Origin of the sequence: Limnohabitans curvus, from assembly GCF_003063475.1 — a bacterium.
In the GTDB taxonomy this organism is placed as follows: Bacteria; Pseudomonadota; Gammaproteobacteria; order Burkholderiales; family Burkholderiaceae_C; genus Limnohabitans; species Limnohabitans curvus.
In genome coordinates this window covers 535,186-554,067 of record NZ_NESP01000001.1, presented here as the reverse complement: position 1 = coordinate 554,067, position 18,882 = coordinate 535,186, and the positions used below count along the sequence as shown (strand labels likewise).

The following is an 18,882-nucleotide window of genomic DNA, read 5'->3' as shown; positions in this document are numbered from 1 at the left end:
GTGGCGAACTCGTGAATGCAGTCGTTTAGAGCAAACATCACGTCCAACCATAGCCGACAGATTGGGCTGCTGTTGAAGGAACAGCAGCCGGTCAACGCTACCTTGCTCGAATGACCGCTAGCCGTTGCGGACCCATCGATGTGATCGATAGCGAATGGCTGTAATCAGCCTATTGCAGCCTTTTAGGCGAGTGAGCTGGAGACAGGTTTAGTCTGATCGCCATTATTGGAATTCCAACGGTGAATGTCTCTGAAGGGTTGAAAAATGGTTATCTAAATTAAGTCGTCATCCGTGGTGATAACGGTACTCCTGAGTGAGTCCACTGAACCCATAGGACGTAGCCCTCACATCCTGCACATAGATGTAACTTTCATTGTGCAAGTCACCAAGTAGCGTCGAAAAGGCATCAAACGCTTCCCGGATGTACTGAGCTTTTTCAGCTTTGGTGTTGGTTTCGTCGGTTACTTTGATATCAAAGTAAATACTGCTCTTGCCATGCTCCGCCAACGACTTGCCCGCAACAATCCAGTCTTCCGGGTGGACGTACTCTATGGCTATCGCGGTGACCTCCGGGTCCTTGCGCAAAATTCTGCTGGTAAGCTCCAAGAGGATTTTCGAGATACTCTTTGTCATCTCCTTTGACCGCTGGCCGCTGACTTTTACATTCAAGATTGGCATATGGACTCCTTTAATTAGCTATGCAACTATGTAAACAAAAAATGCTCATTCAAGGCCTGAACGAACACTACGAATCTTCGACACTGTTTCTCCAAATTCAGCCTCGCCCAGAAGCTTTTTGAGCTTGCTGGTCACTGTCCCGCTTGCCTTATTTAATGCAGCATGGATGGCAATGGCATTCTTTGTAGGTTGGATACAGACTTCTCGTCCATCTCCATCGCGCCCACGTCGCTCAATGAGCCCCTTCGTTTGCAGGAAGTCCAATGCGCGTGTCGCGGTAGGTCTGGCTATGGAGAGTTCATCTGCAAGTTCGCGCTGAAGCAATCCAGGTTTGGCAAGTATCACCCGCAGCATGAACGCTTGCGGCGGAGATACCCCAAACATCGAAAATGCTTCCGTCCATTCACGCTCAAGGCGACGAGCCAAAGCGGCGGTGTTGAAATATAAGCAATGATCAAACATCGTAGATAGAATACTTGATTTTGATTAGCTATGCAACTACTTGTTAATTCACCAATACCGTCATTTTTTAATACAGTTAACGCGGATATAGGAGAACCAAATCTGACTGTTGGCTCTTGGCCAAGAATGAGTGCATACGAAAACTTCCGTTCCCCATGAAACTAGGTGATTCAGTAAGCATGCTTAGGACGAAGTCTGCGGCGTTTGTTCCGAAGGTTTTCCATTGCTCATTGGAGATGAGGGTTGAGCGCGATACAGGTAGTTTTTTAAACCCATCAATCGAGCGAATCGCTTTAATCGCTGAGGATGACAAGCTGGAATTTAGCCATGGACTCAGCGACACGCTGCGAATGCACGATTGATTGATTGGTATATCGATGACTGCGCATTCTTCGTGCTGTGATTCATAAATGGCTCGAAATTCGCCCTCTGGTTTAAATCCAGATCTTTTGAGAAAGGGAAGACGGGGAACGGTGAATTCTCGTTTTTTTGCTTCGTTCAATGTGAGGTATTCGACTGTGTCGACAGAAATGCCGATTTGCTGGTTAAGAGCATTCAAAAGCTCTGCACGATCGAAGACGATACAAACTCCGGCAGGACCTTTCGAGAAAACATGCCAGTGGTGATATGTCTCAGGGACTTGTGAAAAACAAAGAGCAAGTAGCGTCGTTAGATTCTTTCGCGCTTTGTATTGCGACATGAAATATGCATCGTTGCGGTCATCCCAAGTTTTGGGATCTAGCAGCGTAATTTTCCTTGTGGAAAGCATGTGCAGCAATGCAGGAAGGTCGGTATAGCGCCTAAGATAATTGGGTACTTTGCTTGCCGCCATTGATTCACCTTGTCGATTTGATATGTAGCGAATCCTCAAAGAGGAGATAGTTTGATTTTTAGAAACTCAACTACCGTGTTTAAGTCTGGTGCATGCAGTTGATTTTTCCTGATGAACGCTTCCCATTGCTTGGTCTTTTGCGCATCTTGACCAAAGCTTGCCGTCAATCCAACTGGAGTGGTTTGGGGCGTTTGTGTATTGCGACGTGCGAATGTTGCGTCAATGGCTTCAGTGAGTACTGCTGAATCAAGCTCTGCGGAATTAAAGATGACCCACATGTCAAAGTAATCTTTGAGCCTTGTATTGACCATACCCAAAGAGACGATGGCTTCATACTTTTCCGCCACGACTGTGTATCTTGGATAGATTCGTAACTTTGGTGCGGGTAGACCTTCGAGCATTACAGGGTAGTCTGCATGTTCAGGTGCTGGAGTGACTGCATCCCCGTAGCCTATGTCGATTTGAACGGGGCATCGTGCTGAGTCAACGTGCCCGATTAAAGTAACTCTCAGGCCGGAGTAGTTGGCTTCTTTTCTGATTTCAGCGACCTTGATGCTGCCAATGTCAAATTGAATTCCGTCATCGCATTCAATGCCGCACATTTCTTGAAATGTGGCGAGTACCAGCGGCTCTTCGGCAAGACCAAACCCGAGCAAGTCGATGTCGCGGGTCGGTCTCATCGGGACATCAAACCACATGTCAAAGAGCAGTGCGCCTTTGAGCAAGAAGTTGTCCTTGTTGGTGGAGACGCTAAGACGATAGAGCATGCGCTCAAGCCCATATCGCGTTAGAACAAGCGAAAAGTCCTGATTCTCGGCCTTGGCTTTTGCGAGCAAGCGAGCGCGAACGGCAGCAGGTGAGTAGTTCATGAGGCAAGTGCTTCTAGGTAGGGGCGCATTACATTTTGTACACGGCACAGCTTGCTGAAGTGCCAAAGCTCATCCATCGTCACGCGCTTGGACGTCCAAGCTTCCTTTAGTGCCTCAAGTGCAACGTCCAGCCCAATTTTGTTCCTGAATTTAAAGCAATCTGCGATCGTTTTGGGAATGCTGGTGATCTTTATCTCAACGCCATCAATTTTCTGTTTCGTGACTCCGGCAGTCATTGTTTCCCCGCCGAAGCGAACGACATGTAGCGGTGGGTAAGACATTTTCGGAATGCGGTCCTTGTTGCCCACGGCAATCCACACCTCATGCGGGGCTTGTGTGGTCAGTCCGTGAAACGACAGGGCTGACAGCAGGCAGACGAGCGTTTTAGGGTGCTTGCTTGTTATTTCCGCAAGGCTTGAGAACTCAGTCTCTTTGCGTTGAGGTGTGGCATAGAGCCCACGGCTTACTTGATGAACGATTCCTTGCTTGGCTAGTCGGGCTAGATACACGCGTGAATAGCCACGTGCCACGGCGTCACTTGGGCGCAGTAGAGCACGACGTTTGATCAGACTAGCTATAGAGGATTGGCGGATCGTCATGGAAAGAATTATCACATAACGTCGGTATTTGTCAATAAATACCGACGTTATGTGACTTTCTTAAAAAGGAAGACCGGCACTACCCCAATGGCGAACTGGAGTTTTCGCATAAGTTCACCAATCAGTTCCTTATCAGTTCTCCATTGATTTCCTGAAATAGAGCCGTTGTCCCTCTACTAAATCAAAGGAGTAAATATGCGGTCTGCAACACCTGCCCGAACCGGGCGTACTTCCCCTCTCGGCATCCCTGGTCAAGAAGCTCTGCCTGCCGAGCGAATGGTCTTCACAGAAGCTGATCTGGCTTCTCGTTGGGGCATGAGTCCCAAAACCCTGCAACGCTGGCGTACTGAAGGTCGTGGTCCTCACTACCTGAAGCTTGGCAAGCGCGTGACCTACACCGTTAATGCGATTGAGGCGTACGAGAACTTCGTGCAACACATTTCGACTTCACAACGTGTCGCAAGCTGAGGAGCCAAACATGAACCACCTCCAACTCCACCAGGCCGCTTTGCCGGACCTCTCGGCCAACCAAATCAGCCGACTCCCCAAAGACCAACTGGCTCAGTTCAGCCATGCGGTGCAAGAACTCCATGACTGGAGTATCCAGATGCGTGGGCGTATTAACCGTGGGCTTGAACAGCGCTACGACGAGCAAATCCGACAAGCCAATAGCTTTGGTGAGGAGGAGTCTGCACGTTTCCGTATTGACGACGGGGACTTGCAGATTGATGTCTCGCAAGCAAAAGAGATCGTCTGGGATCAGGAGCACCTCACTCAAATCGCCGACCGCATGGTCGCAGCCGGGGACCGCGTGCAGGACTTCATGGAAGTTCACTTGTCAGTGTCCGAGGAGGACTATGCCAAGTGGCACCCATTACTGCGAGCAGCTTTCCAGCCCGCACGCCAAGAGCTTGTCATCGAGCCTCAATTCAAGATTCATTGGGTCGGCGAAGTCCAGCTCTGAATCTACCCCTCATTCACACATTCATTGGATTTACACATGTACCCAGAACAACACACCCAAAACGCTCCCAGCAGCTGGAATGATTTCAACGACGCCGAAGCCCAACAAAGTGGCTTTGACCTGATCCCCAAAGGCACCCAAGCTGTGATGCGCATGACCATCAAACCCGGTGGCTATGACGAGCCCGAGCGCGGATGGACGGGTGGTTACGCAACTGCTTCACATGAAACAGGCGCCGTTTTCCTGTCGTGTGAGTTTGTTGTGCTGCACGGCCAGTTCGCCAAACGCAAGATCTGGAGCAATGTTGGCTTGCACTCCAATAAGGGACCTACGTGGGGACAAATGGGGCGCAGCTTTATCAAGGCGGTGCTCAACAGCTCGCGCAACATCCACCCGGATGACAACTCACCTGAGGCGGCGCATGCGCGACAAATCCGAGGTTTTTCAGATCTAGATGGCGTGGAGTTCCCGGCACGCATTGGTGTTGAAAAAGACGGCAAGGGTGAGTTGCGCAACATCATCCGCATGGTGATTGAGCCTGATCACAAGGACTACTCCGATTTGATCTTGGCCAAAGCGCAGGCGATTGCTGGCCCTAGTGGTTCAAACGGAGGTGCCCCCGCTGCGGCGGTTCCTGTGTCGCATATTCCTCCTGCCAATTTGCCGCCATCGAATTACCCGCCCACGGGGTACTCAACCCAAACGCGTGTGCCAAGCACGCAGGGACGTCCTTCATGGGCTCAGTGAGTCAAGTTGTGACACATGGTGAGCAAACGCGCAGTCATGAAGTGTTGGGTGTGCGCACGGCAGGCCAGAGGCTTTGGACATACGGACATTCGATTCAAGGTCGGACGTGCCGCACGCTATCCCGTCGATTGGGTGTTTTGCTCGCAGCGTTGCCAGCGGTGTTTTCACAAACTCTACGAAGCGAGCGTGCGTTTGCTCAACCGTGGCGATGTACGCATCTCGGTGAAGGAGGGCGATGTGATTGATCCTTCCGAAGCTGAGATGGCCGCCATGCGTCGTTGCCTCAAACCCTTGGGCGAGGCAGCGAACGAAGTGGGCATGGACCGCGCGCTGAGTACTTACTCACAGGAGGAGGCCTTGCTCTTGATCAACGCTGTGGTCACCACCTATGTCGAAGCGATGGTGCAAGCGCATGAAGCGAGCAAGTACCCGCCCTTACGGATGCTTGGCCACGAGTCCTAGGCTAGACCTAGATCTAAGCCCCAGACGCAGTAAGAGCTGCTGCGTCTTATTCAATTTTCAAACCTGATGCTGACCACTGCGGTGGTTGGTAGGGAGAGCTTTTGCCATGACAAATCAAACACCACGAAATTCACACACCAACTCAAACTCCTTCGAGACCATGCTCTCGTCTGAGCAAGCTGCCATCGCGTTCAACCTGCCTTTTTACTTTTTCCGCAATCCCTATAAGCGCAAGAAGCTTCAGATCCCGCATTACTACATCAACAAGCTGGTGCGCTATCGCCTCAACGAGTTGCGGGTGTGGCATGCACAACTAGGTGAGCTACTGGCGGCGCAAGCAAAGGAGGCACAGGACCAACTGGCGTCTGAGCCATCTCGCCACTCTCAAGGAGGCGAGGCTGCACATGCTTGATTTCAATGACCCTGCCCAAGAGGCGTTTCGTAAAACGATTCCATCTAAAACGGATAGCTCGCGCGAGAAAGACGACATCCGACAAGCTTTGCTTGAGCACTTGAGCACACTCATTGCTGAGATTTGGCCAGCAGGCAAACGCCGCAACACCAAGTACTTGGTGGGCGATGTGATGGGCGGACCAGGTGACAGTTTGGAGTTGCTGCTCTCAGGCCCCAAGGCAGGACTGTGGACTGACCGCGCAACAGGTGAGGGTGGTGACATCTTCGATCTGATTGCGCGTCACTACCAGCTCAACATCCAGACCCATTTCCCCGATGTGCTCAAACGAGCCAAGGGCTTACTTGGGCGAGTGGATTCACTGCCGCAACGCCCCCCAAGTAAAGACAAAGTCAAAACACCTGCAGTCGATGAACTTGGACCTGCCACTGCTAAGTGGGACTACCAAGATGCATCAGGCAAGCTGATTGCGGTGGTCTACCGCTACGACCCCGAGCCCGGTAAGAAAGAGTTTCGCCCGTGGGATGTGAAGCGTCGCAAGATGGCTCCCCCTGACCCGCGTCCCTTGTTCAACCAGCCCGGTATCTCGTACTCAGAGCGAATCGTTCTGGTCGAAGGTGAGAAGTGCGCCCAAGCGCTGATTGAGTTGGGCGTGTGCGCCACGACTGCCATGCACGGTGCTAATGCGCCCGTGGATAAAACTGACTGGACACCACTTGCTGGCAAGCATGTGCTCATCTGGCCTGACCGCGACAAGCCTGGTTGGGACTATGCGGACCGTGCGTCACAAGCCATCCTGCTCGCGGGGGCACTCAGCTGCGCAATCCTCCAACCCCCTGAGGAAAAACCTGAAGGTTGGGATGTGGCCGATGCGCGCGTCGAAGGGTTTGATGTCGCTGGTTTTATCGCGGCGGGCGACCGCATGCCTGTTGTGCGTCAAGCCGACGAGAACATGGCAACAGACATCGTGGATGGACTGGACTACACCACTGAAGATGGCTTGGCCATGGCGTTTACGCGCCAGTTTGGTGAGGACTGGCGGTTTTGTTCACCATGGGGCAAATGGTTGGTGTGGAATGGCGTGCGCTGGAACATCGACAAGTCGCTCTACGTGCATCACCTGAGTCGAACGGTTTGTCGTGCCGCGTCCTATAAAGCAGACACGCCAAGACTCAAGTCCCGCTTGGCTGGCTCGAGCACCATGTCTGCGATTGAACGCATTGTTCGCACTGACCCACGTCACAGTGCGACCGTTGAGGAGTGGGATGCCGATCCTTGGTTGCTCAATACGCCTGGTGGAATCATTGACCTCAGGCGTGGCGGAATGGGGCCACACAGGCGCGATCGACGCATGACCAAGGTCACCACAGCCACACCCAAAGGTGAAAGCCCCGTGTGGGCTAATTTCCTTGAGAACGTCACAGGGGGCGACAAAGAGTTGCAGCTGTACTTGCAACGCGTGGTGGGCTACTGCCTCACGGGCGATATCAGCACGCACGCCTTGTTCTTCCTGTACGGCACAGGGGCTAACGGCAAGTCCGTGTTCGTCAATGTCATCTCAACCATCTTGGGTGATTACGCGGCCAACGCTCCCATGGACACGTTCATGGAAACACGCTCAGACCGTCACCCAACAGACCTCGCGGGCTTACGTGGTGCACGTTTCGTCTCGGCTACAGAAACCGAGCAGGGCAGGCGTTGGAACGAATCCAAGATCAAAGCCATCACAGGTGGTGACTTGGTGACGGCTCGACTGATGCACCAAGACTTCTTCACCTACCCGCCTCAGTTCAAGCTCTTGATTGCGGGCAACCACAAGCCAGCCATTCGAAACATCGATGAGGCGATGCGTCGTCGCATGCACTTGATCCCTTTCACGATCACGGTGCCTCCTGAGAAACGTGACCCCTTGCTCACGGAGAAGTTGCTCTCTGAGCGCGACGGCATCTTGGCTTGGGCGCTACAGGGTTGTTTGCTCTGGCAGCAGATCGGGCTCAAGCAACCTCTCTCGGTGACCAGTGCCACGGATGAGTATTTCGAGGGCGAAGACGCCATGGGGCGTTGGATGGATGAGCGCTGCAAGCTTGGAGCCAATGACAAAGCGCTGACGGTGACTCTCTTCAACGATTGGAAGCAATGGGCCGAGATGAGCGGTGAGTTCGTGGGCACTCAACGCCGTTTTTCTGATGCGCTCATCACGCGACGTTTCGACAAGTGGCGCAACTCCATGGGCGTTCGGGGCTTTGCGGGTATTGACATCAAACAGCCCACGAATTTCCCGAATCGCAGCTACCCCTACAACGATAACTAGGAGATAAAAATGAAACTAAGGAATTCAAAAATAGGTACTTTGACACTTGCGACACTACTTAACAGTAGTTCTCTACGCGTACGTACATACGCGCATAAAGAGAAGAAATGTTTTAAAACGTCAAATGCGTCATTTGACGCATTTGCCTCCCCATCGGCACATGGATATTTCACGATTGGAGGTGTTCAATGAACATTCCCCAACCGCACTATCCATCGCCCCTTGGGCGCATTCAAGCCAACCCCATGGATGTTGAAGCCACCAAGCGCCAAGGATGGCGAGAGCAACACATCTTGGTCATCTCTGAGCAAGACACACGTCTGAACTTTTTGGAGCGTCAACTCATTCGCAGCATTGGTGAGCGGCTCTACGGCCAATCACACCATGCCTCACCAAACTCACCCAAGAGAGGCCAGCATGGATGAGGTGTGGACGATTGATGTTGTGGCCGAGCGTTTCACGGAAGCGGCACGCACTGCGAGGCGACTGCCTCGAGTGACGGTGCAAGGCTACGTGAGCACTTGGCCTGTGGTCGCGCAAAGTGAACTCGAGGCATATCCCGATCGCGACAAGTTGTATCGATTGCCGCCACCTAGTCCCAAGGACGTGGACCTGATGCTTGAGGTCATGCAGTGGGTACAAGTCTTGGAGTTGGATGAGCGGCACTTGGTGTGGATGCGCGCCAAGCGGTACGACTGGCGAGAGATCGGTAAGCGCTTTGGCTGCGACCGCACCACAGCGTGGAGACGTTGGAAGAGGGACATTCAAGTCGTGACCGACAAGCTCAACGCCAAAGCAAAACCATCTGCGAACCGTTTGTGAGGGTTCTAGCGTGATTTGACGTGAGTAAGCGGCGCAGTTGAATGGGGAGAGGAAATGCGCGGCTTTTGAGCCCAAATCACGCTGCAACATTTCAGCGTTTTGAAGCTACATTTCTGTCTATGGTCGCGGCAGTTGTGAGTCAAGTGAACCCACACAGTGACCGTAAGTGGCTAAGTGAGAAAGAGTAAGTGACTCGTAGCGCGTGACCTCACGAATCCATGCGCCATCTCAGGCACAAAACGCCCAACCACTGGCGTCGATCAAGCCAAGTTACCCCCAACTTCCTGAATTCACGGGTCCTTCCTGGCGATAAACCTATGCGGGGGGCAAAGGCGCGAGATTTCGCTACCGACAGCCCTAAATTCGGGGTACGCAGTACGCACCGGGTACGCACCCAGTGCTCTTCTCAAATGATTTGAACGTCACCTAGCTTGACGTAGTGGTCGAGCTTATCGAGTGGCATGAACACGCTGTGCTCAGCATCTTTCTGGACTTCGAGTTGGCCGTCCTTGGCGGGGCCTGTGACCTCGTAAGTCCCTGCGACTAGTGGTGCAAAGCCTGCATCGCTTCCATCTTTATTTTTCTGACGGGCTAAGACCCCGTTTATGACTTTGATTCGCACTGCAGCTTTTCGTTGTTGTTTGTGAAATTTTACCCAAGGCCCCTATGACACCCGAGATTCGAATGATCGCGGTCGATACGCTCATCCCGTACGCCCGCAATGCCCGCACGCACAACGATGCGCAGGTCGCACAAATCGCAGCATCCATCGCCGAGTACGGCTGGACCAACCCCATCCTCACAGACGGTGAGCGGGGCGTCATTGCAGGCCACGGTCGATTGATGGCAGCCAGAAAGCTTGGCCTTAACGAGGTGCCAGTCATCGAGCTGGCCCACCTGACCCCTGAGCAAAAAAAGGCGTACATCTTGGCCGACAACCGCATTGCGGAAAACGCAGGTTGGGACCAAGAGCTTTTGAAGCTCGAGCTGGCTGAGTTGCAAGCAGCCGACTACGACCTCTCTCTCATGGGGTTTACGGATGACGAGATTGACGAGTTGCTCAATCCGCAAGATGAAGGCGGTGGTTTAACCGAGGATGATGCAATCCCAGAACCACCAGTAGATCCTGTTTCCAGACCTGGGGACTTGTGGATTCTCGGCAACCACCGCCTTCTTTGTGGTGACTCCACGGTGCTCTCGGATGTTGAGCGCCTCATGGATGGCCAGCTCGCAGATATGGCCTTCACAGACCCGCCCTACAACGTGGACTACGGCAACAGCGCCAAAGACAAGATGCGCGGCAAAGATCGTCGAATCTTGAACGATGCTTTGGGCGATGGGTTCTACAAGTTCTTGTACGACGCTTGCCTGAACCTGCTGATCATGACCAAGGGCGCGTGCTACGTGTGCATGAGCTCATCTGAGCTCCACACCTTGCAAAAAGCTTGGCTCGATGCGGGTGGTAAGTGGTCGACCTTTGTGATTTGGGCTAAGAACTCGTTCACGTTAGGACGTGCTGACTATCAGCGCCAATACGAGCCCATCCTCTACGGTTGGAAGCAGGGCTCAGATCATTTCTGGTGCGGTGACCGCGATCAGGCTGATGTTTGGTTTTACAACAAGCCCCGCGTCAATGACCTGCATCCCACGATGAAACCAGTGGAGCTGGTTGAGCGCGCCGTGAAGAACTCATCCAAGAGCCGAGACATCGTGCTCGACTTGTTCGGTGGCTCTGGCACCACAGCAATTGCTTGTGAAAAAACCAACCGACACGCCCGACTCATGGAGTTGGATCCCAAGTTCGTTGATGTGATCGTCAAGCGTTGGGAGGACTTCACGGGCAAGAAGGCAGTCCTTCACCGTGCAGATACGGCAGAGCTTGATACGCCTCAAGTTCTTGTCGAAAACCCTTGAGCGAGTTGACACATGGCCGTGTCAGAATCTCGACCGTTCATCAAAAGGAGAAAAAATTGAACAAGACTGAATTGATCGAGGCGTTGGCCCACGAAACCGAAATGTCAAAGGCCGCTGCTGGTCGTGCAATCGATGCATTGCTTGAAATCATCACCAAGTCTGTTGCTAAGAAGCAAGATGTCCAGTTGATTGGCTTTGGTACTTTCAAGGCCACCAAGCGTGCTGCACGTACGGGTCGTAACCCACGTACTGGCGAAGCATTGAAGATCGCTGCTGCCAATGTGCCTAAGTTCACACCTGGTGCAGCTTTCAAAGCAGCATTGAACAAGAAGAAGTAATCACTTCTCTTGTGCATCGCTCAAGGCGGCAAAGGTTCAGACCTTGCCGCCTTTTCTTTTTACAGCGCTATTGTTTGTGCATGCAATAAGACTTTTGGTGCAACTCTTTCGGTGTATTGCGTTTTGATTTCGTGTACGGTTTTCATGTTGTTTCTCCGTTTGCGTTGCGATGACTCTATGAACGCTCTACCTTGGGCAGAAGTAAAGCGATTCATCAGCCCAGACGTGCGAGGTAGCGAACGCTGTCTCCTCCGGATGGATCGATGAACAAGTAGGGCCTACCGGGTGCACGCACCATCACGCACAACCTGCCATCCCAGTATTCGCCCCCTTTGCCTTTCAGCCAGTCGCGAGATTTGCCTAAGTTCAATTTAAAGCCATCAAATTCTTCGGGATCCATATCCCGAATCTCGGTCACATAGACCGCCTCGACACCGCAAGCAGCAATGTCTTCGATATCTGTGGGCTTACGACCAAAGGGCAGTGGGATGCTGAGCTTTTGAACCTGCAATTCGCGATCATCGAAGTTGATGGTGATGGGCTTGGATTCAATGGTGATGGTGATGGGGTTCATGAGGTCCTCAAACGGTTGTGGTGGTGATGCGGTATTTACGTTCTTGACCATCTGTTTTGTCGGATGCGATGTTCAAGCCCAGTTTCTTTTTCAAAGCCCCGGCCATCGCGCCACGAACCGTGTGCGCTTGCCAGCCAGTGACTTCGACCAGTTGATTCAAGGTGGCTCCATCGGGGCGCTTGAGCAACTCAATCATTTGGGCTTGCTTGCTGTTTTCTCGTGTGCGAGGTGTTGTGGGATTCGCTGGCGCATCGGTGGTATCTGCCGTTGGCGCGTTGACTGCCCCCTTGCGTGGCACACCGAGCGCGTCGTAGCCCTCGGCTGCAATCAACCAGTTGCTGGCGCTCTTGGTGATGAGTGCGCGGTTGAACAATCCGTCGAGCACTTTCTGGCGCGCGCCGCCCTTGATGTTCTCGGGGAACCATTCAATCTTGCCAGCCGTGTGTTGGTGGGCGTGGGCAAGGATGGCTTGCTGGGTGGCTGTGAGTTGTGTGGTCATGTCTTTCATTCCTTTTTCAAATCTTTATCAGTGAGGTGCGTTATGAACGCTTCTATTTCCGATCGAGTCAAGCGAGTTGTGAATCTCTTGCTTGAACTCCTTGTGCTCTTTAAGCCTTCTTTGTCTTCTCCTTCAAAGCCGCCTGAACCCCTGCCTCAAACGCAGACTTCAGAGCCGACTCAATCGCCCAAACCGAAACGTCGTGGAAGTCCAAGCAGTCGCGGTTCTGTGTCTGCAGGGTCTGGACAAAAAAGTGTTTCAAAGCTATCTGCTCCAAAAGCGAAGAGGGCGCGGTGATCGCGTTAGTCGTGGTGTGGTGGTTCATCAATCGCTCCAAAAAAGTTAATCAAATGCGTTAGCGCATGTACGTATGAACGCTCTGTTCGTGAACAAGATCAAGTTGTTCTTTAAGTCAGACTGAACCACTTGGACATGAGTGCGCACTGGCACGCTTTAGTACGCTTATTCACCCGCACGCACTCACAGGACCTCATTCATGAGCCAAAACATGTCCATGCGCGCTTATGCCCGCTACCGTGGAATCTCCGAAGGCGCTGTGCGCAAAGCCATCAACTCAGGACGCATCACGGCCAATGCAGATGGCTCCATTGATGTGGACCGGGCAAACGATGAGTGGCGGCGCAACACCGATGCCGCTCAGCAACGCGGCGAACAACGCCCCGTACCCAACGAGGCGATTGCCAGCGTTCGGGAGACGTTAGGGGATTCATCTGGGGCGCAATCGCCTGCAGCGGGTGGCACCACCTTGCTGCAAGCGCGCACCGCCAACGAGGTACTCAAAGCTCAGACCAACAAGGTGCGTCTGGCGCGCCTGAAGGGCGACTTGGTGGACCGATCCCAAGCGGTGGCCCATGTCTACAAATTAGCGCGCACACAGCGCGATGCGTGGCTGAACTGGCCCGCTCGTGTCTCTGCACAGCTAGCGTCTGACTTGAACGTCGATGCTCACCAAATGCACCAGGTCTTGGAGAAGGCGGTGCGTGAGCATTTGCTCGACTTAGGTGACATGGCGGTGCGAATCGATTGAGGAACACCAATGTGTTTGAACACTACGACGGAATTGATACCATCGCTGAGGCATGGCGCGAGGGACTCACCCCCGACCCATTACTAAGTGTTTCTGAATGGGCTGACCAGTACCGCTTCTTGTCGGGTAAGTCAGCTTCTGAGCCTGGCCGCTGGCGCACGAGCCGCACGCCGTATCTCAAGGAGATCATGGATTGCCTTTCGCCCACCTCACCCGTGGAGCGTGTGGTGTTCATGAAGGGCGCTCAAGTGGGCGGTACCGAGTGCGGTAACAACTGGATTGGCTATGTGATTCACATGGCACCAGGCCCCATGATGGCCGTAGCCCCCACGGTGGAGATGGCCAAACGAAACTCCAAGCAGCGGATTGACCCGCTGATTGAAGAGAGCGAAACACTCTCAGCCCTCATCGCACCTGCGCGTGCCCGTGACTCGGGCAACACCATCCTTGCCAAGGAGTTCCGAGGTGGGGTGTTGGTCCTCACAGGGGCGAACAGCGCGGTAGGCCTGCGCTCCATGCCTGTGCGCTACCTCTTCTTGGACGAGGTGGATGGATACCCCGGTGACGTGGAAGGTGAGGGTGACGCCATCTCGCTGGCGGAGGCTCGTACCCGTACGTTTGCCCGCCGCAAGATTTTGATTGTGTCGACCCCGACCATCTCTGGTGCTTCTCGCATCGAGCGGGAGTTTGAGCAATCGGACCAACGCCACTTCATGGTGCCATGCCCCCACTGCAGGCATGAGCAACGCTTGCAGTTTGAGCGTTTGATTTGGGAGAAGGGCCAGCCGGACTCAGTGCGGTACCTTTGCACAGGATGCGAAGAGCCCATCTACGAACACGCCAAGACCCAAATGTTGGAGCTTGGGCGCTGGGTGGCAACCATTCCTGGTAACGGTCGCACGGCTGGTTTTCATCTGTCTAGTCTGTACAGCCCGGTGGGTTGGCGCAGTTGGGTAGAGATTGCACAGGCGTGGGAGCTGGCGCAAGGGTCAGCAACCGCATTGAAGGCTTTTAAGAACACCGAGCTGGGTGAGACTTGGGTCGAGCAAGGCGAAACGCCTGAGTGGGAGCGCTTGCTTGAGCGACGTGAGTCGTACCGCATGGGCACGGTGCCCTATGGCGCACTCCTGCTTGCAGGTGGCATCGACATTCAAAAAGACCGTATCGAAGTCTCCATCTGGGGCTTTGGTCGGGAGAAGCGCTCTTGGCTCATCGAGCACCGGGTGCTCGAAGGCGATACCGCCCGAGATGATGTCTGGCTGCGTTTGGGGCTCATGCTCCAAGAGAGCTGGACGCACATCAGTGGTGTGCCGATGCGCTTGGTGCGCATGGGGCTTGATACCGGCTATGCAACCCAAGAGGCTTATGCCTTTGTGCGTCGCCAGCATGACCCGCGCTTGTTGCCGATGAAGGGTGTGGCGCGTGGTGCAGCGTTGGTTGGTTTGCCTACTGCTGTGGACATGACTACCAATGGCAGGCGTCTGCGCCGAGGCCTGCGTGTCTATGCGGTGGTGGGTGGCATTGCCAAGTTGGAATTCTTCAACAACCTGCGCAAAACGATTGAGGTCACCGAAGACGGCGAGATTGTGTTCCCCAACGGGTACGTCCATTTGCCGCAAGTCGATGCCGAGTACGTCCAGCAACTGTGTTCAGAACAACTGGTCACGCGGCGTGACCGCAATGGCTTCTCGTTTCGCGAGTGGCAAAAAGTGCGTGAGCGTAACGAGGCCTTGGACTGTTACGTGTACGCACGTGCCGCTGCCAGTCTGGCGGGCTTAGACCGCTTTGAGGAACGTCACTGGTTGGAGCTTGAGCGCCAACTTGGCATTCCGCTGAGCGCTGAGCCACCGGAGTTGCGCATGGACGGACTGTTCCCAGTGCGTCCAGGTTTTGAAACGCCTGAGTTCTTGCAAGGAATTCAAGGTGTGCGGCCACCCAACGGTGACGTGGACTTTGTGGAAGCAGAGCCCAAGGTCGAAGTCCATGCCGAAGAGGAGGTGGACGAACTTGTGGACGACGTTCCATGGCGCAGCCCGCCAGCATTGCCAAACCCTTCAACGCCCACAACTCTCCCAGCCACCCCCGTCGGTGGCTTTTTTATGAACAAAGTCCCCCAGCTCGGCAGGAGGGTCATTCGCAGTAACTGGATGAAGTGATGACGAGCTATACCGAACAACACCTTCAGGCTTTGCGAGAGGCCTTGGCCAGCGGCGAGCATCGCGTGACGTATGACGGCAAGAGTGTCGAGTACCGAAGCGTGACCGACCTCAAGGCGGCCATTGCCGAAGTGGAGTCGAAGATCGCACGTGCAGCAGGTAAGCGCAAGTCGCGCCAGATTCGCATCACAACGTCTAAGGAGTTGTGATGGGCTGGATCAACACCATCAAACGCCGGATGTTTGGCAACACCCCGGTCTATGACGGAACAGGGATGGGGCGACGCGCACTGAAATGGAATCCGGGCAATCCGGGTGCTGTCTCAGCGCTGGCGCTTACCCAAGACCAGTTGCGCACCAAGAGCCGTGACCTTGTGCGTCGCAACGCTTGGGCCGCTGCAGGCATTGATGCCTTTGTGGCCAACGCGATTGGCACGGGCATCAAGCCGCAAAGCATGATTCAAGACCCACCCCAGCGCGAGGCAGTGCATGCCTTGTGGTGGAGTTGGTGTGAGGATGCCGATGCGGCGGGGTTGACAGACTTTTATGGCCTTCAAGGCTTGGCCACACGCGCCATGCTCGAAGGTGGTGAGGCGTTTGTGCGCATGCGCTACCGAAGAGCGGAAGACAACCTGTCGGTGGCTTTTCAGCTCCAAGTGCTCGAAGCAGAACACTTGCCCATCAGCTTGAATCAAGACTTGCCCAACGGCAATGTGATTCGAGCGGGCATTGAGTTTGATCTCTTGGGCCGACGCGTCGCGTACCACCTGTATCGCGCGCACCCTAATGACGGAATGCTTGCGCCTATGTCTGGTACCGGGAGTCTTGATCTGGTCCGGGTGGATGCGGCTGAAATCGTGCATCTGTACCGACCACTTCGACCGGGACAGATTCGGGGTGAGCCTTGGCTGGCAAGAGCGTTGGTCAAGCTCAATGAGCTGGACCAGTACGACGATGCTGAGCTGGTGCGCAAGAAAACGGCTGCCATGTTTGCAGGCTTCATCACCCGCATGGCCCCTGAGGACAACCTCATGGGCGAGGGTGATGCCGATGAAAGCGGTGTGGCCTTGGCAGGCATGGAACCCGGAACATTGCAGATCTTGGAGCCTGGTGAGGACATCAAGTTCTCTGCACCAGCAGATGTGGGTTCGAGCTATGCCGAGTTCATGCGTCAGCAGTTCAGAGCAGTGGCCGCAGCCATGGGCATCACGTTTGAGATGCTCACGGGCGACTTGACCCAAGTGAACTACTCATCCATCCGTGCAGGTTTGTTGGAGTTTCGGCGTCGTTGTGAGACCTTGCAGCACGGCGTGATCGTGCATCAGTTGTGTCGCCCGATCTGGCGCGCATGGATGCAGCAAGCCGTGCTCGAAGGCAAGCTCGATTTGCCCAACTACCGAACCAAAGCGCGCGAGTACCAAGCGGCCAAGTGGATCCCACAGGGCTGGCAATGGGTGGATCCCGAGAAAGAGTTCAAGGCCATGCAGTTGGCCATCCGCTCAGGGTTGATGAGCCGCTCAGAAGCTATTTCGTCCTACGGATACGACGCGGAATCCATCGACCGGGAGATTGCCGCAGACAACGCACGCGCCGACTCGCTGGGCTTGGTGCTCGACACCGACCCTCGCTTGGTCGCGCGCAACGGAGCTACCAACCAAGTGGCACCCACCTACCCACCAGATGTGCCTGATGCGCCGCTGGTGGACCAAGAAACCTAGACACGGTTTTTCATCTCTTAACTCAGAGGTCCTATGACAAATCTTCCGACGATGCCATATCTGGCTTCGCGGGTTTTTGGCACGCCTTTGCTCATTCATCCCCGCAAGCTTGAGGTCATCCTCTCGGTGGTGGGGTCACGAATGGGCATGGTCGTTCCAGAAACCTCAGCGCAGCAGTTAGCTCAATTTTCACCACCCGAGCGCGTGATGCGCACAGACCTTCAAGCGCCCAATATCGCGGTGATCAGTGTGCTTGGAACCCTGGTGCGACGCACGGGAGCCATGGACGCGGCATCGGGTTTGACGAGCTACGCCTCCATCAGCGCGCAAATCAATGCAGCGATCAACGATCCCAATGTGGATGCGGTGCTGCTTGATATTGACTCGCCTGGTGGTGAGGCGGGCGGGGCGTTCGATCTGGCCGATGAGATCGTGAGTGCGCGAAGCTCCAAACCGATCTGGGCTCTGGCCAATGATGATGCTTTCTCTGCAGCGTACGCAATTGCCTGCAGTGCTGAGCGCATCTATCTGACGCGCACAGGTGGTGTGGGCTCCATCGGCGTGATTGCACTGCACGTGGACCAGACGCAGCGCGATGCGCTCGATGGCTACCGATACACGGCCATCTACGCAGGTGACCGCAAAAACGACCTATCGCCGCACTTACCACTCTCCAACGAAGCGTCTACGGCGCTGCAAACGGAAGTGGATCGGCTCTACGAGATGTTTGTCTCGACGGTCGCGAGAAACCGAGGGTTGGATGCGCAGGTCGTGCGAGACACGCAAGCCGGACTCTTCTACGCGGGTGACGCGATTGAGGCTGGGTTTGCTGATGCCATTGGCACGGCAGACGACGCCTTGCGCGCGCTGGCTATGGAAGTTCAACAACGCAAATCTGCCATCGCGCGATCGTTTGGATCGGGGCGCGAGATGGAAGTCTCACTTCCCGATCCAGTTCTTTCCAAGGAGAAATTGATGTCGCAAACATCGCCGCCTGCATCTACCGCTTCGACAGAAGCTGTCCCTGTCACTTCCACCGTTGTGGTTCCTGGGGATGCAAATCCCCAAGAGCCTCATCAGGCCCCACATCAAGAGGTTGAGTTACCTGCTGGCGCTGGTGAACCAACGCAAGAGACCCCTGAGGTTAAGCCCGCTGTTGCCGCAGCATCTGCAGCCAGTCATGACATCCGTAAAGCCAGTGCCAACGTGCTGGCCGTGGCCGAGATGTGCTTGTTGGCTGGTAAGTCAGACATGACATTGTCTGCGCTGGAGCGTGGCTTGAGTGTGGAGCAAGTTCGCAATGAGCTGTTGGCCGCCAAAGCGTCCGATAGCCCCGAGATCAGCTCTCACATCTTGCCGCAAGCCGGTACCCAAACGACGACCAAGCCTGAGCAAAGCCCTGTGGTAATCGCTGCACAGCAGCGTGCCCAAAAACTCGCGGCCAATCGTCCTTCTTACAAATCCAACTAGGAGTTTTA

General features: G+C 54.5%; 23 protein-coding genes. 15 read left to right on the top strand and 8 right to left on the bottom strand.

Going from position 1 to position 18,882, the window contains the following annotated elements; translation table 11 throughout:
- Window positions 1–285: 285 nt before the first annotated feature.
- From B9Z44_RS02680 to B9Z44_RS02660, 5 genes are all read right to left on the bottom strand, one after another.
- Window positions 286–678 carry a tautomerase family protein gene (locus B9Z44_RS02680; protein WP_108401656.1) on the bottom strand — a complete coding sequence of 131 codons (393 nt, stop codon included), beginning with the start codon at window positions 676–678 and terminating at the stop codon, window positions 286–288.
- A 45-nt stretch (window positions 679–723) separates the two neighbouring features.
- Window positions 724–1,140, bottom strand: coding sequence for a MarR family winged helix-turn-helix transcriptional regulator (locus B9Z44_RS02675; RefSeq protein ID WP_108401655.1), 417 nt, complete (start codon window positions 1,138–1,140; stop codon window positions 724–726).
- Between the two features lie 76 nt (window positions 1,141–1,216).
- Window positions 1,217–1,972 (bottom strand): DUF2971 domain-containing protein, encoded by a 756-nt coding sequence (locus B9Z44_RS02670; protein WP_146180581.1) that lies wholly within the window; start codon window positions 1,970–1,972, stop codon window positions 1,217–1,219.
- Between the two features lie 35 nt (window positions 1,973–2,007).
- The gene (locus tag B9Z44_RS02665; protein WP_108401653.1) at window positions 2,008–2,841 is read right to left on the bottom strand and encodes a nucleotidyl transferase AbiEii/AbiGii toxin family protein; all 834 of its coding nucleotides are present in this window, start codon (window positions 2,839–2,841) and stop codon (window positions 2,008–2,010) included.
- Window positions 2,838–3,440, bottom strand: a complete 603-nt coding sequence (locus tag B9Z44_RS02660) for a type IV toxin-antitoxin system AbiEi family antitoxin domain-containing protein (RefSeq protein ID WP_108401652.1) — start codon at window positions 3,438–3,440, stop codon at window positions 2,838–2,840. The genes B9Z44_RS02665 and B9Z44_RS02660 overlap by 4 nt, the downstream gene beginning before the upstream one ends.
- 195 nt (window positions 3,441–3,635) lie before the next feature.
- On the opposite strand from B9Z44_RS02660, the gene B9Z44_RS02655 reads away from it, so the two are divergent.
- The 10 genes from B9Z44_RS02655 to B9Z44_RS02605 all read left to right on the top strand — a co-directional run bounded on the left by B9Z44_RS02655 (window position 3,636) and on the right by B9Z44_RS02605 (window position 11,410).
- Window positions 3,636–3,908, top strand: coding sequence for a helix-turn-helix transcriptional regulator (locus tag B9Z44_RS02655; RefSeq protein ID WP_108401651.1), 273 nt, complete (start codon window positions 3,636–3,638; stop codon window positions 3,906–3,908).
- Window positions 3,909–3,918: 10 nt separating this feature from the next.
- Complete coding sequence (locus B9Z44_RS02650; RefSeq protein WP_146180580.1) at window positions 3,919–4,404, top strand: hypothetical protein; 486 nt, start codon at window positions 3,919–3,921, stop codon at window positions 4,402–4,404.
- A gap of 36 nt (window positions 4,405–4,440) precedes the next feature.
- The gene (locus B9Z44_RS02645; RefSeq protein ID WP_108401649.1) at window positions 4,441–5,151 is read left to right on the top strand and encodes a hypothetical protein; all 711 of its coding nucleotides are present in this window, start codon (window positions 4,441–4,443) and stop codon (window positions 5,149–5,151) included.
- An 18-nt stretch (window positions 5,152–5,169) separates the two neighbouring features.
- On the top strand, window positions 5,170–5,613 hold the full coding sequence (locus B9Z44_RS02640; protein WP_211308677.1) for a DUF6511 domain-containing protein: 444 nt from the start codon (window positions 5,170–5,172) through the stop codon (window positions 5,611–5,613).
- Between the two features lie 106 nt (window positions 5,614–5,719).
- Window positions 5,720–6,025 carry a hypothetical protein gene (locus B9Z44_RS02635; protein ID WP_108360354.1) on the top strand — a complete coding sequence of 102 codons (306 nt, stop codon included), beginning with the start codon at window positions 5,720–5,722 and terminating at the stop codon, window positions 6,023–6,025.
- Complete coding sequence (locus tag B9Z44_RS02630; RefSeq protein ID WP_108401646.1) at window positions 6,018–8,336, top strand: phage/plasmid primase, P4 family; 2,319 nt, start codon at window positions 6,018–6,020, stop codon at window positions 8,334–8,336. The genes B9Z44_RS02635 and B9Z44_RS02630 overlap by 8 nt, the downstream gene beginning before the upstream one ends.
- 188 nt (window positions 8,337–8,524) lie before the next feature.
- On the top strand, window positions 8,525–8,761 hold the full coding sequence (locus B9Z44_RS02625; protein ID WP_108401645.1) for a hypothetical protein: 237 nt from the start codon (window positions 8,525–8,527) through the stop codon (window positions 8,759–8,761).
- The gene (locus B9Z44_RS02620; RefSeq protein ID WP_245912753.1) at window positions 8,721–9,158 is read left to right on the top strand and encodes a DUF6362 family protein; all 438 of its coding nucleotides are present in this window, start codon (window positions 8,721–8,723) and stop codon (window positions 9,156–9,158) included. The genes B9Z44_RS02625 and B9Z44_RS02620 overlap by 41 nt, the downstream gene beginning before the upstream one ends.
- Before the next feature lie 666 nt (window positions 9,159–9,824).
- Complete coding sequence (locus B9Z44_RS02610; RefSeq protein ID WP_108401642.1) at window positions 9,825–11,072, top strand: site-specific DNA-methyltransferase; 1,248 nt, start codon at window positions 9,825–9,827, stop codon at window positions 11,070–11,072.
- A 26-nt stretch (window positions 11,073–11,098) separates the two neighbouring features.
- On the top strand, window positions 11,099–11,410 hold the full coding sequence (locus B9Z44_RS02605) for an HU family DNA-binding protein (RefSeq protein ID WP_281258815.1): 312 nt from the start codon (window positions 11,099–11,101) through the stop codon (window positions 11,408–11,410).
- Between the two features lie 214 nt (window positions 11,411–11,624).
- Here the strand turns inward: B9Z44_RS02605 and B9Z44_RS02600 are convergent, their stop codons facing one another.
- From B9Z44_RS02600 to B9Z44_RS02590, 3 genes are all read right to left on the bottom strand, one after another.
- A complete protein-coding gene (locus B9Z44_RS02600) occupies window positions 11,625–11,984 on the bottom strand; it encodes a hypothetical protein (RefSeq protein ID WP_108401641.1) in 360 nt (119 codons plus the stop codon).
- 7 nt (window positions 11,985–11,991) lie between these two features.
- Window positions 11,992–12,483 carry a DUF3489 domain-containing protein gene (locus tag B9Z44_RS02595; RefSeq protein ID WP_108402782.1) on the bottom strand — a complete coding sequence of 164 codons (492 nt, stop codon included), beginning with the start codon at window positions 12,481–12,483 and terminating at the stop codon, window positions 11,992–11,994.
- A 109-nt stretch (window positions 12,484–12,592) separates the two neighbouring features.
- Window positions 12,593–12,808 (bottom strand): DUF6900 domain-containing protein, encoded by a 216-nt coding sequence (locus tag B9Z44_RS02590; protein WP_108401640.1) that lies wholly within the window; start codon window positions 12,806–12,808, stop codon window positions 12,593–12,595.
- Window positions 12,809–12,979: 171 nt separating this feature from the next.
- Here B9Z44_RS02590 and B9Z44_RS02585 point away from each other — a divergent pair, with 171 nt between their 5' ends.
- From B9Z44_RS02585 to B9Z44_RS02565, 5 genes are read left to right on the top strand one after another with little or no spacing between them, the layout of a single operon-like run.
- Window positions 12,980–13,531 carry an elements of external origin gene (locus B9Z44_RS02585; protein WP_245912752.1) on the top strand — a complete coding sequence of 184 codons (552 nt, stop codon included), beginning with the start codon at window positions 12,980–12,982 and terminating at the stop codon, window positions 13,529–13,531.
- Window positions 13,532–13,542: 11 nt separating this feature from the next.
- Window positions 13,543–15,687: a phage terminase large subunit family protein gene (locus tag B9Z44_RS02580; RefSeq protein WP_108402780.1), complete on the top strand. Its 2,145-nt coding sequence runs from the start codon at window positions 13,543–13,545 to the stop codon at window positions 15,685–15,687.
- On the top strand, window positions 15,687–15,896 hold the full coding sequence (locus tag B9Z44_RS02575) for a phage head-tail joining protein (protein ID WP_108401639.1): 210 nt from the start codon (window positions 15,687–15,689) through the stop codon (window positions 15,894–15,896). Before B9Z44_RS02580 ends, B9Z44_RS02575 begins: the two co-directional genes overlap by 1 nt.
- Window positions 15,896–17,404 carry a phage portal protein gene (locus tag B9Z44_RS02570; RefSeq protein ID WP_108401638.1) on the top strand — a complete coding sequence of 503 codons (1,509 nt, stop codon included), beginning with the start codon at window positions 15,896–15,898 and terminating at the stop codon, window positions 17,402–17,404. Before B9Z44_RS02575 ends, B9Z44_RS02570 begins: the two co-directional genes overlap by 1 nt.
- Window positions 17,405–17,437: 33 nt before the next feature.
- The gene (locus B9Z44_RS02565) at window positions 17,438–18,874 is read left to right on the top strand and encodes a S49 family peptidase (RefSeq protein WP_211308676.1); all 1,437 of its coding nucleotides are present in this window, start codon (window positions 17,438–17,440) and stop codon (window positions 18,872–18,874) included.
- The last annotated feature ends 8 nt before the right edge of the window (window positions 18,875–18,882 follow it).